This window comes from Mitsuaria sp. PDC51 (genome assembly GCF_900113225.1).
Taxonomy (GTDB): domain Bacteria; phylum Pseudomonadota; class Gammaproteobacteria; order Burkholderiales; family Burkholderiaceae_C; genus Roseateles.
On sequence record NZ_FOZE01000002.1, the window covers coordinates 471189 to 484568 of the forward strand.

Below are 13380 nucleotides of genomic sequence, written 5' to 3' on the forward strand. Positions count from 1 at the left end.
TTTCGGAAAGATCGGCGCCTCAGCGGGCCCGCCTCAGCAGGACCAACTCGCGGTGCCCGGAGGGCAGCGACACCCGCTCTTGTGCCACGAATCCGGCGTCGAGAAAGGCCTGCAACTGGACCTCCACCGCGGGGAACGCATCTTGGCGCCGCCGCTGCGCCCGCATAAGGACGATTTGGGGATCCGTCGGGTCGATCAGTTCGACCACTAGCGCGTCCCGCGTGCAGGATGCGGCGAAAGCAGCCACCATCGGCAGCGGGATGGCCGCCCCGATGACCAGGTGATGCAGCAGAGCCAGCATGAGCGTCATGTCGGCCCTGTTGCGCAGGCGCTCCGGCAGGCCGGCGTGTTCCACGCCGGCCCACCCATAGCCGCCGCGCAAGTCATCCATCGGCGCCACGACCCAGTGGATGCGGACGCTGTCCTGCTTCGCCCCTGTTTGCACGGCGCCGTGGTCGGCGTCTACCGCGATCACGCGCGCCCCGGTCGCCGCCGCCAAGCGCGAGAACTCGCCCGAGTTGCATCCGAAGTCCAGCACCCACCCCCGAGCCTGCATGGCCAACCACTGCGTCAGCCGCGTCCGCTTGGCCTCCAGGTCGAGCTCGCTGTAATGGCCGCGTTCGTCGGTGTAATGTGTCCAGGTGGTGGCGGGACCGGCGCTCCGGCGCGGATCCACGCCCCGCAACATCCAAGACAGCGATTGATTCAGCCCCTCGCGGAAGCGCCGGATCGCCGCCGGGTTGACATCCTCCGCTGTCGAGTCCCACCCGGTGACCGGCTCGACGGGTCCGGGAGCGGTGGGCGCCAAGGCAGAGGCACCGGCCATCAACGGCCAGTAGCGCCCAAGGAACCGGCTGGCCCCTAGCATGTCGCGCGCGACCTCATGCGGTACACCGTCCCGCCAGGCCTGGAAGGCCTTGTGGGCGCGCAGGCCGCGCTGCCGGGACAGCAGCAACGGCAGGATGAAGTGCCGCGCGAACTGCCCGGCCGCCCACCATCTGCGTTCCCTCAGAGGGTCGAAGGAGAGCAGGTCGCAGAACACGGGACGGCCGTCGTCAAAGATCACGTTCCAGGCGGACGCGTCCTTCAGGTCGTAGCCGGCTTCGACCGCCTCTTGCTGCAGGCGCAAGGTCAGCTCGGCCGCCTCGAACAACTGCAGATCACACCATTCCGTCGGCAAGCTGATAAAGGGCACGCGCCGCGCGACCACCCTGCGCTCGTCGACGATCTCGAAATCGACGATGTCGCCCCGCTCGCGCCAGCGCCGGGCCAGATCGGAACGAAGGAAATGGTGGGCACCCAAAGGCTCTCGGAGTTCTCGCATCACGCGATCCGCCTCCATCACCAGGCGAGCAGCCGGATCCCTCATTTGCGTTTGAAGCGCGCGATCAGGCGTTTCACCGACGCCAGCGGATTGCGCACGAACACGATCAGCGCACCGACCAGGGCGATCAACCCCTGCCAGATCAGCATGCCGGAGCCTGGGTCCACGTAGGCGTTTGCGCTCAAGGGCACACACAGGATCAGTGCCACCGCACTGAGATGTCGAGCATTCATGCAATCCCCTGACTTTTCACGCCAAGCTCGGCGCCGTCGCTTGTGTTTGAGAGGGGAGGATTTTCACATCATTGTCATTCCGCCCGGTGCGAGGCTCCGACGAATTCTGAACCGAGTACGTCGCGCAAGAGCCGGTGCGCCTCGGGATCGGCACGCGGCCCCGGCGTCCGGGCGGCGGCAAGCAAGCCCTCGACGCCAGTCCTGCTGGACGAATCGTCCAGTCGAGCCAACAACAGGCGGTCGAAAGGCGTGGGCAAGGTGCGGTCGCTGTCGCTGAGCAATTCCTCGTAGAGCTTCTCGCCAGGACGCAGGCCGGTGAAGGTGATCCGGATATCGGCTGCACCATGGCCAGACATCCGAATCATCGTCTTCGCCAGATCCACGATCCTCACCGGCTCCCCCATATCGAGCACGAACACCTGCCCCGACTCCCCGATAGCGCCGGCTTGAACCACCAGCCGCGCCGCTTCCGGAATCGTCATGAAGTACCGCGTGATCTCCGGATGCGTCACCGTCACCGGCCCGCCCTTCGCGATCTGCTCCTTGAACTTCGGAATCACGCTCCCGCTGGACCCGAGCACGTTCCCGAACCTCACCGCCATGAACTTCGTCGCGTGCCCCTGGCCCGCCATGTGACTGATGACGAGTTCCGCCGCCCGCTTCGTCGCCCCCATCACATTCGTCGGATTCACCGCCTTGTCCGTCGAGATCAGCACGAAGCGCTCGGCCCCTGATTCAGCCGCCGCCGTGCACGCGTGATACGTCCCCAGCGTGTTGTTCCTCAGCGCCGCCCAGGCGTTCTCCTCCTCCATCAACGGCACATGCTTGTAAGCCGCCGCATGGAACACGATCTGCGGCCGGTACTTCCCGAACGTGAACCGCAGGTGCTCCAGGTCCTTCACATCCCCGATCAGCCGCACCAACGGGATATGCGGGAACTTCTCCGACAGCTCCTGCTCGATCCGGTACAGCGCGAACTCGCTCAGCTCGTACAGCACGATCCTCGACGGCCCGTACCGCGCCACCTGCCGGCACAGCTCCGACCCGATCGACCCGCCCGCCCCGGTGATCAGCACCGTCTTGCCGCCGATGCACTCGCTGATGCCGCCCTCGTCGAGCTGCACCGGCTCGCGCCCCAGCAGGTCCTCGGGCTCGATGTCCCGCACCTGGTTCACCGCGCGGCCCGCCAGCAGCTCCTGGCTGCTCGGCACCGTCAGCACCGCCAGCCCCGTCTTGCCCGCCAGGTCCAGCGCGCGCCGGCGCTGCGCCGTCGTCGCCGCCGGCATCGCCACGATCACATGCGTGATGCCATGCATCTCCGCCAGCCGGCCCGCGTCCTCCAGGGTGCCGATCACCGGCACGCCGGCCACGCGCGCGCCGCGCTTCTCCGCCGCATCGTCCAGGTAGCCCACCACCACCCAGCCCTGCTGGTGCTGGATGCCCGCCACCAGCAGCCGGCCCGCGTCCCCGGCGCCCATCACCAGCGCGCGGCGCTGCTCCTGCGCGCTGCCGCTGATGCGGCTGCGCATGTGCTCGTAGAGCATGCGGTAGCCCATGCGCATCGTCGCCAGCGCCATCAGCGTGAACACCGGATGCAGCGCCAGCACCGCCCGCGGCACCTTGGTCAGCTGCGCCATCAGCACCGCCACCGCCGCCACCAGGCCCGCGGTGATGCACACCGCCGCCAGCCGCTTGACCTCGCCGAAGCCGCTGAAGCGCCACATGCCCTTGGGCACGTGGAACAGCCGCAGCAGCACCCCGTACAGCGCGACGATGCCCAGCATCACCCAGTGGTCGTAACCCGGCCTGGCTTCGAACCAGCGCTCGAAGCCCAGCCGGAACAGATAGGTCGCCTGCCAGGCCAGCGCCACCGCCACCATGTCGAGCGCCAGCGCCAGCGCCTCGCGGTAGGGCCTCACGCGCGTCAGGAAGGCATCGAGGGACAACCAGTTCATCGTGTTCTCTTGTTCCGTGCCCGGTGCCCGGTGCTCAGGCCTTGATCGCGCCCAGCGTCGCCAGGATCAACCGGATGTCGCCGCCCAGGCTGGCGTTGCGCACGTAGTCCGCCGCCAGGCGCAGCTTCATCGGCATGACCACCTCGACATACTCGCGCTCCGGATCCTCCGCCCGCGCCAGCAGCTCGCTCTCGTTGCGGAAGCTCAGCGAGGCCGGATCGGTGATCCCCGGCCGCACCGACAGCACCAGCTCGCGCAGCTCCGCCGGATACAGCGCCACGTAGCGCGGCACCTCGGGCCGCGGGCCCACCAGGCTCATCGCGCCGCGCAGCACGTCCCACAGCTGGGGCAGCTCGTCGACCTTGCTCGCGCGCAGCCAGCGTCCGCTGCGGGTGATGCGCGCGTCGTCGCCGATGGTGATCTGCGGGCCGAGCCGTGGCGCGTCCACGCGCATCGTGCGGAACTTGTGGATGCGGAAGGTCGCGCCGAAGCGCCCCACCCGCTCCTGCCGGAACATCACCGGCCCCGGCGAGTCCAGCTTGACCCACACCGCCACCGCCAGCAGCAGCGGGCTCAGCAGCAGCAGGCCGATGCCGGCGCAGACGATGTCGAAGAGTCGCTTGGCCATCGGCCGTCCCCGCTCCGTGTCCCGTCCAGCCCGCTCAGGCGCCCAGCGCGCGGCGCACCGCGGCGATCACGCGCTCGACCTGCTCGTCGGTCATCGCCGTGTACAGCGGGATCGTCACCGTGCGCTCGTAGGCCTTCTGCGACTCGGGGAACATCTCCGGCGTCAGGCCGTAGCGCTCCTTCCAGTACGGATGCTGGTGCAGCGGCACGTAGTGCACGCTGCAGCCGATGCCCTGCTCGAACAGGCGCTCGATGAACTCGTCGCGGCCGATGGGCGCGTCCTCGGTCAGGCGCAGCACGTACAGATGCCAGCTGTGGACGTCGCCCTCCGGCGCCTGCGGCGGCAGGATCAGCGGCAGGTCGGCCAGCGCCTCGAAGTAGCGCGCGGCGATCTGCTCGCGGCGCCGCTGGAAGGCCGGCAACCGCTTGAGCTGGTGCAGGCCCATCGCCGCGGCGATGTCGGTCAGGTTGTACTTGAAGCCGGGCGCGACGATCTCGTAGTACCAGCTCGGCACCTTGGCGGTGAAGCGGTCGAAGGCGTCGCGGTTGATGCCGTGCAGCCGCATCACGCGGGCGCGCTTGGCCAGCTCGGCGTCGCGGGTCACCAGCATGCCGCCCTCGCCCGTGGTCATCGTCTTGTTGGCGTAGAAGCTGAACACGGTGGCATTGCTGCCCATCGTGCCGATCAGCTCCTTCTCCAGCGTCGTGGGCAGCGCGTGCGCCGCGTCCTCGACGACCTTCAGCCCGTGCCGGCGCGCGATGTCCAGCAGCGTCAGCATGTCCACCGCCAGGCCGGCGTAGTGGACCGGGATGATCGCCTTGGTGCGCGGCGTGATCGCGGCCTCGATCTGGTCGAGCGCGATGTTCATCGTCTTCGGATCGATGTCCACCAGCTTCACGTCCGCGCCCATGTAGCGCACCACCTCGGCGGTGGCGGTGAAGGTGTGCGTGGTGGTGATGACCTCGTCGCCGGGCCCGATGCCCAGCGCCTCGAGCGCCAGGTGCAGCCCTGCCGTCGCGGAGTTGACGGCGATGCACTCGATCTGCGGCTCGTTGAGGAACTCGGCGAAGGCCTGCTCGAAGCGCCTGGCCTTCGGGCCGGTCGTGATCCAGCCGCTCCGGAGCGTGTCGACGACTTCCGCGATCTCCTCGTCGCCCAGCTCGGGCAGCGCGAACGGCAGGAAGGGGAGCTTCTGGTCGGGGTTCTGGCTCATGGTGTCTTGGTGATCAGCGCCAGCACGTGGCTGCGCAGGAAGGGCATCGTGTTGAGGACGCGGTAGGCGCCGGGGTGCAGCCGGCAGGCGGCGCGCGCGATCGGAGGAGCCAGCGTGACGCGGCGCACCGTCGTCCGGCCCTCGGGGAACAGCGCGCGCACGCGCTTGAGCGGCACGCCCCGGACGTCGGGATTGCGCGGATTGTCGACGATGAAGTCGTACCAGAGCACCGCCCCGCCCGGCCGCAGCCAGCGCCACATCGCCTGCGCCAGGCGCTGCTGCAGCGCATCGTCCAGGATGGACGAGAACACCGTCGACTGCAGCACCAGGTCCTGGCTGCCCGGCTCGACCTCGGCCTGCGACGCATCGCCCGCCAGCAGCCGCACCTGCTGCGGCAGCGCGGCGCGGGCCGCCTCCAGGCGCTCGGGCAGCAGCTCGATGCCGGTCAGGTGCTGCGGCAGCAGGCCCAGCCGCAGCATGTCCATCAGGTTGCCGCCAGCGCCGCAGCCCACCTCGGTCATCCGCCAGCCGCTCACCGGCGCGTCGGCCTCGGGCATCGCCGCGCGGTGCGCCGCCAACAGCCGCAGCATCGCCGCCTGGCGCTCGTGCAGCATCTGCCAGACCTCGGGGCGCAGCAGGCTGTAGCGCTCCAGCCCGGCCAGCCGCTGGTCGCGGCGGGCGTAGCGCTGGGCGATGGCCTCGAGTTCTCGGTCCTGGGTCATGGCAAAGGTCCTCGCGGCAGCTCAGGACACCGCGTCGATGAAGCGCTGCGCCAGCACCGGGTAGGTGTGATTCGCCAGCACGAACTCGCGACCGCGGCGCCCCATCTCGGCGCGCTCCCCGGCCGGTACCGCGGCCAGCGTCAGCAGGCCGTCGGCGACGGCCTTCGGGTCCTGCGGCGGCACCGTCAGCCCCGCGCCGGCCTCGGCCACCGGATCGTTGCCGGCCTCCACCGAGTGCAGCACCGGCCGCTGCGCCATCAGGTAGTCCATCAGCTTGTTGGGCGCGATGCCGAAGCGGTAGATCGGCGTGCGCTGCCAGCCGATGTAGGCGATGTCGAAGCCCTTCAGCAGCGACGGGATCTGCGCCTTGGGGATCGCCGGGAACATCGCGACGTTCCCGATCGCCTCGTCCCGCACACGCGCCTCGAGGTGCTCGCGCAGATGACCGCCGCCCACCAGCACGAAGCTCAGCGCCTTCGCGGCCGGGTCGGCGCGCTCCTTCAGCAGCTTCGCCGCGTCGAGCAGCACGTCCAGCGCGTTGGGCTCGCCCATCGAGCCGGCATAACCGACGACGGTGCGACCGGCCGCGCGCTCGGCGTCCAGGTGCGCCTGGATCGCGGGCTCGAGCGGCTCGCCGTGCTCGGACCATTCATCCAGCGTGATGCCGTTGGGCACGATGTGCAGCTTCTTCAGGTCGAGCCCGTGCGCGGCCATGTGCGCGTGGACCTTGGGCAGCATCGAGACGACGACGTCGGCATCGCGGTAGGCGTCGTTCTCCGCCTTCTGGCAGAGCATCGCGAACGGATGCCACTTCGACATGCCCGACAGCTCGATCGGCGACAGCGGCCACAGGTCGTGGACCTCGTAGACCAGCTTGGCCTTCGCCAGCTTGGCCACGCGGCGCGCCACCCACACGTCCATCGGATAGGTGCTGGAGGCGATGACCACGTCCGGCGCGAACTCGCGCGCCAGGATGTCGGCGTCCTTCCAGACCTGGCGGCAGAAGGACCAGATGTTCTTGACCCGGCCCATGCCGTTGCCCTGGTACTCGGGCGTGTCGTAGAAGAGGTAGTTCACGCCGCTCATCGCGGCCATGCCGGGCTCGGGCTGGGTCGTGCGCACGTGCGAGTAGGACGCGCCCAGGATCAGCGCCTGGTGCCCGGCCCGGACCCATTCGCGGGCCAGGTAGAACGGGCGGAACTCCATGCCGTGTTTCGGCGAGCCGGCGTAGTGGTTGATCAGCAGCAGCTTCATGGGGACGTCGGGGAAAGGCTCTCGCGGGTCGGGCGCCTCAGGCGCGTTGCAGGCGGTCGACGAAGCGGGCGACGGCGGGACCGAACATCGCATGCGCCGCCACCCAGGCGCGGTTGGCCGCGCCCAGTCGGTCGGCGTCGACCGCCTGGCCGGCCACGTCGGCCTGGCCGACCAGCATCCGCAGGCGGTCGGGCAGCGCGCCCAGGTCCTCGTCGTCCTTCAGGATCAGGCCATGGCGGCCGAGCAGCGTGTCGGGCTGCCCCAGCGCCAGGCTGCCGGCGGTGCCCAGCAGTTCGTGGTTGGCCGGCAGGTCGGACAGCAGCGGCAGGCACTCGTGCGCCATCGCCTCCAGCACCGACACCGACACTGAATCGCTCTCCGGCAGGCTCAGGAACCAGCGCGCCGGCGCATAGCGGCGCCCTTGCGAGGTGGCGTCCAGCCGCCCGGTGAACTCGACCCGCTCCGCCAGGCCCAGCGCGCGCACCTGCTCCTCCAGCGCGGCGCGCAGCGAGCCGTCGTTGGCGACGACCAGGCGCGCCTCGGGCTGCTTCGCGGCAATCGCGGCGAAGACCTCGATCACGCGGTGCGGGCGGTAGATCGGCTCCAGGCCGCGGTTGGCGTAGAACAGCCAGGGCTGCTTGCGCACGTTCTGCTTGGGCAGCTGCTCCAGGCCGAAGGGGAAGGTCATCACCTCGGCCGCGCCCAGCTCGCGCATGCGGGCGCTCATGAATTCGGAATCGGAGGTCGTCACCGCGCAGGCCTTGAGCACCTGCGTCGTCAGCCAGCGGTAGGCCCAGCCCTGGCCGGGCGCGACCAGGATGTCGCTGCCCCAGGCCGAGCCGGCGATCCGCGCGCGCAGCTTCCAGCCGCGGCGCGCGGCCCAGGCCAGCGTGCCGTGCGAGGTCAGGTAATGCGCATGCAGCCAGTCGGCATCGACCTTCTTGAGCCACGCCCCCAGCGCCGGCAGCTGCTTGAGCACCGCGATGTTGCCGCCGCCATGCGCGGGATCGGTGTTGAGCGCGAGGCGGCGGTCCTCGGGGATCAGGAAATGGAACTCGGGCGCGAAGCCGCGGGTGGACGCGGCCCACAGCTCGATCTCGCGGCGCTGCGACAGCGCGCGCGCCCATTTCAGCAGGTGGGGACTCTCGCCGTCCCCGATCAGGACCAGTCTCATGCAGGCACTCCATGGGCGACGGGCCGCGGCGCCGAGCCGCGCACCAGCCACGCCAGGTAGATCGCGAAATAGATCGGCAGCAGCACCGCGATGGCGCCGAGCGCCGTCGTCAGCGCGCCGCCGGCACTCAGCACCAGCGCGACCGGCAGCACGTACAGCGCGTTGCCGACCAGGCTGAAGGCCAGCGCGCCGCGCTGACGTCCGGTGACCATCGGCGTCACGGTCAGCGGCGCGGCGATGAAATGCGCGGCGACGTAGGGCGCGATCCAGCGGCCGTACTCGCCCGCGGTGGTCCAGTCCTCGCCCAGCAGCCAGCCGAACAGCGCCGGGCCCACGGCGATCAGCACCGCCATGCCGGGCAGCGCCACCATGGCCAGCAGCCGGATGCCGCGCAGCAGGCGCGGACGCAGGTCGACGCCGCGCTGCCAGTCGCGGGCGAGCTCGCCCAGCAGCGCCTCGGACAGCGCGCCGCCGACCAGCGTCGCCGGCGCCTTCACGAGACGCACCATCAGCGCGTAGTAGCCGGCCGTGGCGGCGTCGGCCCAGGCGGCGATCATCGCCAGCACCAGCGTCTCCTGCGCCGCGTTGACGAAGGCATGCGGGCTGTTGAGCAGCGGGAACTGCTTGTAGCGCCAGGCCAGGCGGCGCAGGTGGCGCCAATGCCAGGACTTGCCGGCCTGGTCCAGCCGCGTGGCGCGGCGCCAGCGCGCGCCGCGATGCAGCAGCCACAGCGGCGCCAGCAGCGCGGCCAGGCTCTGCGACAGCACCAGGGCCGCCACGCCGGCGAAGCCGCCCAGCGCCGCCAGCGCCTGGGCCGCGGCCATCACGCCCTGCTGCAGCACGCGCGCCTGCGCGATCACGTCGATGCGGGCCTGGCGGTTGTTCCACAGGCTCAGCGCCTGCTGCATGCCGGCCAGCGCGACCACCGGCGCCAGCATCAGCAGCCACGGATCCAGCTGCGCGAGCGACACCCAGCGGCCGCCCAGCCGCGCATGCTGGGCCATCAGCAGGTGCCAGAGGCCGGCGCCGGCGGCCGTCAGCAGCCCCATGGCCAGGGCGATCCACAGCGCCAACTGCAGCACCAGCGCCGCCTCGCCGTCGCGTCGCGGCAGGACGATCGCGAACTCGTAGCGCGCGTTGGCGATGGTGGCGAGGTTGGCGGCCAGCGCGACGAACAGCGCCCAATGCCCGAGCGCCTCGGCGCCGTACCAGCGCGTCAGCAGCGGCGCGATCAGCATCGGGATCGCCTGCGTCAGCATGGACGCGCCGGCGAGCTGGGCGAAGCGGCGGCGGACCGTCATCGGAGCTGGCCTCCGTGACGCTCCGCGATCGCGCGCACCGCGGCCCGCTGCGAGGCGCTCAGCCGCGCATGCAGGCCCAGCGGCAGGTTGAGCACGGTGCGGGCCGCGCGCTCGCCCTGCGGGCAGTCGCCCGCGGTGTAGCCGAAGCGGCGGCTGCCGCGCGGATGGACGACATCGTCGAACCAGGTGCCGCCGACGATGCCCGCCGCCTCGAGCGCCACCACGGCGGCGTCGCGGGACGCCGCGTCGGGCAGCAGCAGCGGATAACGCAGCAGCACGGCGCCGGGCGCGCGCACTGGCCATTCCCAGCCCGGCAAGTTGGTCAGCAGCGCGTCGAAGTCGGCGGCCTGCGCGCGGCGCAGCGCATGGATCGCGTCGAAGCGACGCGCCTGCGTCCATCCGACCGCGGCGCTCAGCGGATGCAGGCCGGCGCGGTAGTCGGGCTGCGTGTCGCCGGCGACCTCGCTGTCCGGCGTCTTCGCCACCACGCCCAGCATCCGCGATGGCGCGCGCAGCAGCGCGGTCAGCGCGCTCAGCGCCGGGCGCGGCAGGCTCATCGTCAAGCGGTGCCAGCACAGCGTCAGCAGCTGCCGCAGGACCGTGCCGGTCGACGGCGCCCGCAGCGCCGGCAGGCGCGCCGCGAAGCGCGCCCGCGACGGCGGGTGATGGATGACCAGCGCGCCGCCGATGCCGGTGGTCAGCGGCTTGGAGTACTCGAAGCTGAAGAAGGCCGCATGGCCCAGCGTGCCGACGGGGCGGCCCACCGCGTCGGTGCTGCCCCACGCGTGGGCGGCGTCCTCGACGAAGACGACGTCGGGGTGCTGGATGCGCAACTCGTCCAGGCCCTCGGTGACCAGGCCGAAGTTGTGTGGCACCACGACCAGCCGCGTCTCGTCGCTGATGGCTTCGGAGATCGCATCGGGCGTGGGGTTGAAGTCGTCACGCGCGATGTCGACGTAGCGGACCGTCAGCCCCAGGTGCATGAAGACATTGGGCACGACCACGCAGGTGTAGCCCGGCAGCAGCACTTCCGAGCCGGGCGGCAGGTCCAGCGACGCGGTGAAGGCGTGCAGCGCCGCGCGGCCGCTGCCGAACAGGCGCACCTCGCCGTCGACCGCCGGGTCCAGGCCCAGGCTGCGCGCGAAGGCGGCGCGGAAGTCCTCGAGGCTGGCGGTGCCGCGCCGCAGCCAGTGCCACAGCGCCACCGGCAGGTCGCGCCAGCGCAGTGCGCCGGCGACATGACCCTTCATGAGGACGACGACGGCGGACGCGCGCCGTCGACCCGGTGGAGCGGCCGGGCCGGCACGCCGCCGTAGACCCAGCCGCCGGGGAGGTGGCCGCGCACCACGGCGTGCGCGGCGACCACCGCGCCGTCCTCGATCACGCTGCCGGGCAGCACCGTCACGCGGGCGCCGAGGAACACGTTGCTGCCGATGCGGATGTCGGCGCGCTGGTAGTGCTCGCGGAAGAGGCCGGTGGCGGTGACCGCGTTGGACTCGCAGAACAGCATCAAGCCGGGGCCGATGGCGACGTCGTCGCCGATGGTGAGCCGCTGCTGGCCGATCAGCAGGTAGCCGCCCGGCGCGATGTGGCTGCGCACGCCGATGCGGAAACTGCCGGGGCCGCTGGCCAGCAGCTGGACGTCGCGGTACAGGATGGATCCCGCGCCGAGCGCGCTGCCCGCGCCGCAGCGCACCCGGGCGCCGGGATGGATCTGGGCGCGGGTGCCGACGCGCAGCCCCAGGCACGCCGCGACGCGCGCGCGGATCCGCGCGCGCACCGCATCCAGCGTGTAGCCCAGCAGCATCGCGTTGGTGGCCTTGTCCAGGGGTTGATCGGAAGGGATGAGATCGGTGACGGCCCGGGCGCGCGCGGCGCTCAGGCCAGCGCGGCGCGCAGCGCGGCGACGACCTCGTCCTGCTGCGCCTCGGTGAGGTCGGCGCTCATCGGCAGGCTCATCACGCGGCGCGCCGCGGCCTCGGCATGCGCCAGCGGCGTCGCGATGCGGCAGCGCTGCTCATAGGCGGGCTGGCGGTGCAGCGGCTTCGGATAGTGGATCGCGGTCGGGATGCCGGCCTGCTTGAGCGCCTCGGCCACCGCGTCGCGGCGGTCCACCTGCACGGTGAACTGGGCCCACACGCAATCGCGGTCCTCGCGCACGGCCAGGCGCTGCAGCGGCAGCTCGCCAATCAGCTGCTGATAGCGCTCGCCGATGGCCAGGCGCTGCGCGATCTCCCAGTCGAAGCGTTCCAGCTTGCCCAGCACCACCGCGCACTGCAGCGTGTCCATGCGCCCGCCGACGCCCACCCGCGTGTGGGTGTAGCGCTGGCTCTGACCGTGGACGCGGATCTCGCGCGCGGCCTGCGCCAGCGCGTCGTCATCGGTGAACAGCGCGCCGCCGTCGCCGTAGCAGCCCAGCGGCTTGCTGGGGAAGAAGCTGGTCGCGCCCCAGGTCGAGAGGCCGCAGCTCTTGCGGCCCTTGTACGTCGCGCCAAAGCTCTGCGCCGCGTCCTCGATGACCGGGATGTTCCCGTGCCGCGCCGCGATCGCGTTGATCGCGTCCATGTCGCACACCTGACCGTACAGGCTCACCGGCATGATCGCCTTCGTGCGCGGCGTGATGGCGGCCTCGATCAGCGCGGCGTCCAGGTTGCAGCTGTCCGGCTCGATGTCGACGAACACCGGCACGCCGCCGAGCAGCACGATGGTCTCGGCCGTCGCGGCGAAGGTGAAGGGCGTGGTGATGACTTCGTCGCCGGGCTGCAGGTCCAGCGCCATCAGCGCGATCAGCAGCGCCTCGGTGCCGCTGGCCACGGTGATGCAGTGACGCGTGCCGGCGTAGGCGGCCAGCGCGGTCTCAAGCTCCTTGACCTCCGGGCCCATGATGTACTGGCCGTGATCCAGCACGCGCTGGATGCGCGCGTCGATGCTCGGCTTGAGCGCGGCGTACTGCGCCTTGAGGTCGATGAAGGGAAGGCTCATGCCTGGGGCTCCGTGGGATCCACCAGGCGCAGCGCCCGGCCGTTGAGTTCGTAGAGATCGCCGCTCGCCGGACAGGCCGCGCGGCCCTGGCCTTCCACGGGCAGGTCCAGCTTCTCGCCATGGCGGCTCATCCAGCCGATCTGGCGCGCCGGCACGCCGACCATCAGCGCATACGGCGTCACGTCGCCCTTGACCACCGCGCCGGCGCCGACGAAGGCGTACTCGCCGATCGTCGCGCCGCAGACGACGGTGCAGTTGGCGCCGAGCGTCGCGCCGCGCTGGACCCGCGTGTGGCGGTATTCGTTCTTGCGCGGCACCGCCGAGCGCGGGTTGTAGACATTGGTGAAGACCATCGACGGGCCGCAGAAGACGTCGTCCTCCAGCGTCACCGCGTCATAGACCGACACGTTGTTCTGGATCTTCACGTTGCGGCCGATGGCCACGTCGTTGCCGACATAGACGCCCTGCCCCAGCGAGCAGCCCTCGCCGATGCGCGCGCCGGCGCAGACATGGCTGAAGTGCCAGACCTTGGTGCCGTCGCCGAGCTGTGCGCCGTCGTCGACGATGGCGCTGTCGTGCTTCCACCAGCCCATG

The 13380-nt window shown here is 70.9% G+C and carries 12 protein-coding genes; all 12 read right to left on the reverse strand.

Annotated features, from left to right (window positions below):
* Positions 1-19 precede the first annotated feature (19 nt).
* The 12 genes from BM393_RS13505 to BM393_RS13560 all read right to left on the reverse strand — a co-directional run bounded on the left by BM393_RS13505 (position 20) and on the right by BM393_RS13560 (position 13379).
* On the reverse strand, positions 20-1324 hold the full coding sequence (locus BM393_RS13505; protein WP_183482341.1) for a class I SAM-dependent methyltransferase: 1305 nt from the start codon (positions 1322-1324) through the stop codon (positions 20-22).
* A gap of 307 nt (positions 1325-1631) precedes the next feature.
* On the reverse strand, positions 1632-3512 hold the full coding sequence (locus BM393_RS13510; protein WP_091726754.1) for a nucleoside-diphosphate sugar epimerase/dehydratase: 1881 nt from the start codon (positions 3510-3512) through the stop codon (positions 1632-1634).
* Between the two features lie 34 nt (positions 3513-3546).
* Positions 3547-4140: a sugar transferase gene (locus BM393_RS13515; protein WP_091726760.1), complete on the reverse strand. Its 594-nt coding sequence runs from the start codon at positions 4138-4140 to the stop codon at positions 3547-3549.
* A 34-nt stretch (positions 4141-4174) separates the two neighbouring features.
* A complete protein-coding gene (locus tag BM393_RS13520) occupies positions 4175-5353 on the reverse strand; it encodes a DegT/DnrJ/EryC1/StrS aminotransferase family protein (RefSeq protein ID WP_091726763.1) in 1179 nt (392 codons plus the stop codon).
* Positions 5350-6075, reverse strand: coding sequence for a class I SAM-dependent methyltransferase (locus tag BM393_RS13525; RefSeq protein ID WP_091726767.1), 726 nt, complete (start codon positions 6073-6075; stop codon positions 5350-5352). Before BM393_RS13525 ends, BM393_RS13520 begins: the two co-directional genes overlap by 4 nt.
* Positions 6076-6096: 21 nt before the next feature.
* A complete protein-coding gene (locus tag BM393_RS13530) occupies positions 6097-7329 on the reverse strand; it encodes a glycosyltransferase family 4 protein (protein ID WP_091726770.1) in 1233 nt (410 codons plus the stop codon).
* A 37-nt stretch (positions 7330-7366) separates the two neighbouring features.
* Positions 7367-8503 carry a glycosyltransferase gene (locus BM393_RS13535; protein ID WP_091726773.1) on the reverse strand — a complete coding sequence of 379 codons (1137 nt, stop codon included), beginning with the start codon at positions 8501-8503 and terminating at the stop codon, positions 7367-7369.
* A complete protein-coding gene (locus BM393_RS13540; protein ID WP_091726776.1) occupies positions 8500-9804 on the reverse strand; it encodes a lipopolysaccharide biosynthesis protein in 1305 nt (434 codons plus the stop codon). Before BM393_RS13540 ends, BM393_RS13535 begins: the two co-directional genes overlap by 4 nt.
* Positions 9801-11054, reverse strand: a complete 1254-nt coding sequence (locus tag BM393_RS13545; protein WP_091726780.1) for a DegT/DnrJ/EryC1/StrS aminotransferase family protein — start codon at positions 11052-11054, stop codon at positions 9801-9803. Before BM393_RS13545 ends, BM393_RS13540 begins: the two co-directional genes overlap by 4 nt.
* A complete protein-coding gene (locus BM393_RS25955; protein WP_091726783.1) occupies positions 11051-11611 on the reverse strand; it encodes a DapH/DapD/GlmU-related protein in 561 nt (186 codons plus the stop codon). Before BM393_RS25955 ends, BM393_RS13545 begins: the two co-directional genes overlap by 4 nt.
* 71 nt (positions 11612-11682) lie before the next feature.
* Positions 11683-12786, reverse strand: a complete 1104-nt coding sequence (locus BM393_RS13555) for a DegT/DnrJ/EryC1/StrS aminotransferase family protein (protein WP_091726788.1) — start codon at positions 12784-12786, stop codon at positions 11683-11685.
* Positions 12783-13379, reverse strand: coding sequence for an acyltransferase (locus tag BM393_RS13560; RefSeq protein ID WP_091726793.1), 597 nt, complete (start codon positions 13377-13379; stop codon positions 12783-12785). Before BM393_RS13560 ends, BM393_RS13555 begins: the two co-directional genes overlap by 4 nt.
* Position 13380 lies beyond the last annotated feature (1 nt).

Excerpts from the sequence above, each read along its gene's own strand:
- BM393_RS13505 (WP_183482341.1), bottom strand. The coding sequence starts at position 1,324 with ATGCGAGAACTCCGAGAGCCTTTGGGTGCCCACCATTTCCTTCGTTCC.
- BM393_RS13510 (WP_091726754.1), bottom strand. The coding sequence starts at position 3,512 with ATGAACTGGTTGTCCCTCGATGCCTTCCTGACGCGCGTGAGGCCCTAC.
- BM393_RS13515 (WP_091726760.1), bottom strand. The coding sequence starts at position 4,140 with ATGGCCAAGCGACTCTTCGACATCGTCTGCGCCGGCATCGGCCTGCTG.
- BM393_RS13520 (WP_091726763.1), bottom strand. The coding sequence starts at position 5,353 with ATGAGCCAGAACCCCGACCAGAAGCTCCCCTTCCTGCCGTTCGCGCTG.
- BM393_RS13525 (WP_091726767.1), bottom strand. The coding sequence starts at position 6,075 with ATGACCCAGGACCGAGAACTCGAGGCCATCGCCCAGCGCTACGCCCGC.
- BM393_RS13530 (WP_091726770.1), bottom strand. The coding sequence starts at position 7,329 with ATGAAGCTGCTGCTGATCAACCACTACGCCGGCTCGCCGAAACACGGC.
- BM393_RS13535 (WP_091726773.1), bottom strand. The coding sequence starts at position 8,503 with ATGAGACTGGTCCTGATCGGGGACGGCGAGAGTCCCCACCTGCTGAAA.
- BM393_RS13540 (WP_091726776.1), bottom strand. The coding sequence starts at position 9,804 with ATGACGGTCCGCCGCCGCTTCGCCCAGCTCGCCGGCGCGTCCATGCTG.
- BM393_RS13545 (WP_091726780.1), bottom strand. The coding sequence starts at position 11,054 with ATGAAGGGTCATGTCGCCGGCGCACTGCGCTGGCGCGACCTGCCGGTG.
- BM393_RS25955 (WP_091726783.1), bottom strand. The coding sequence starts at position 11,611 with ATGCTGCTGGGCTACACGCTGGATGCGGTGCGCGCGCGGATCCGCGCG.
- BM393_RS13555 (WP_091726788.1), bottom strand. The coding sequence starts at position 12,786 with ATGAGCCTTCCCTTCATCGACCTCAAGGCGCAGTACGCCGCGCTCAAG.
- BM393_RS13560 (WP_091726793.1), bottom strand. The coding sequence starts at position 13,379 with ATGGGCTGGTGGAAGCACGACAGCGCCATCGTCGACGACGGCGCACAG.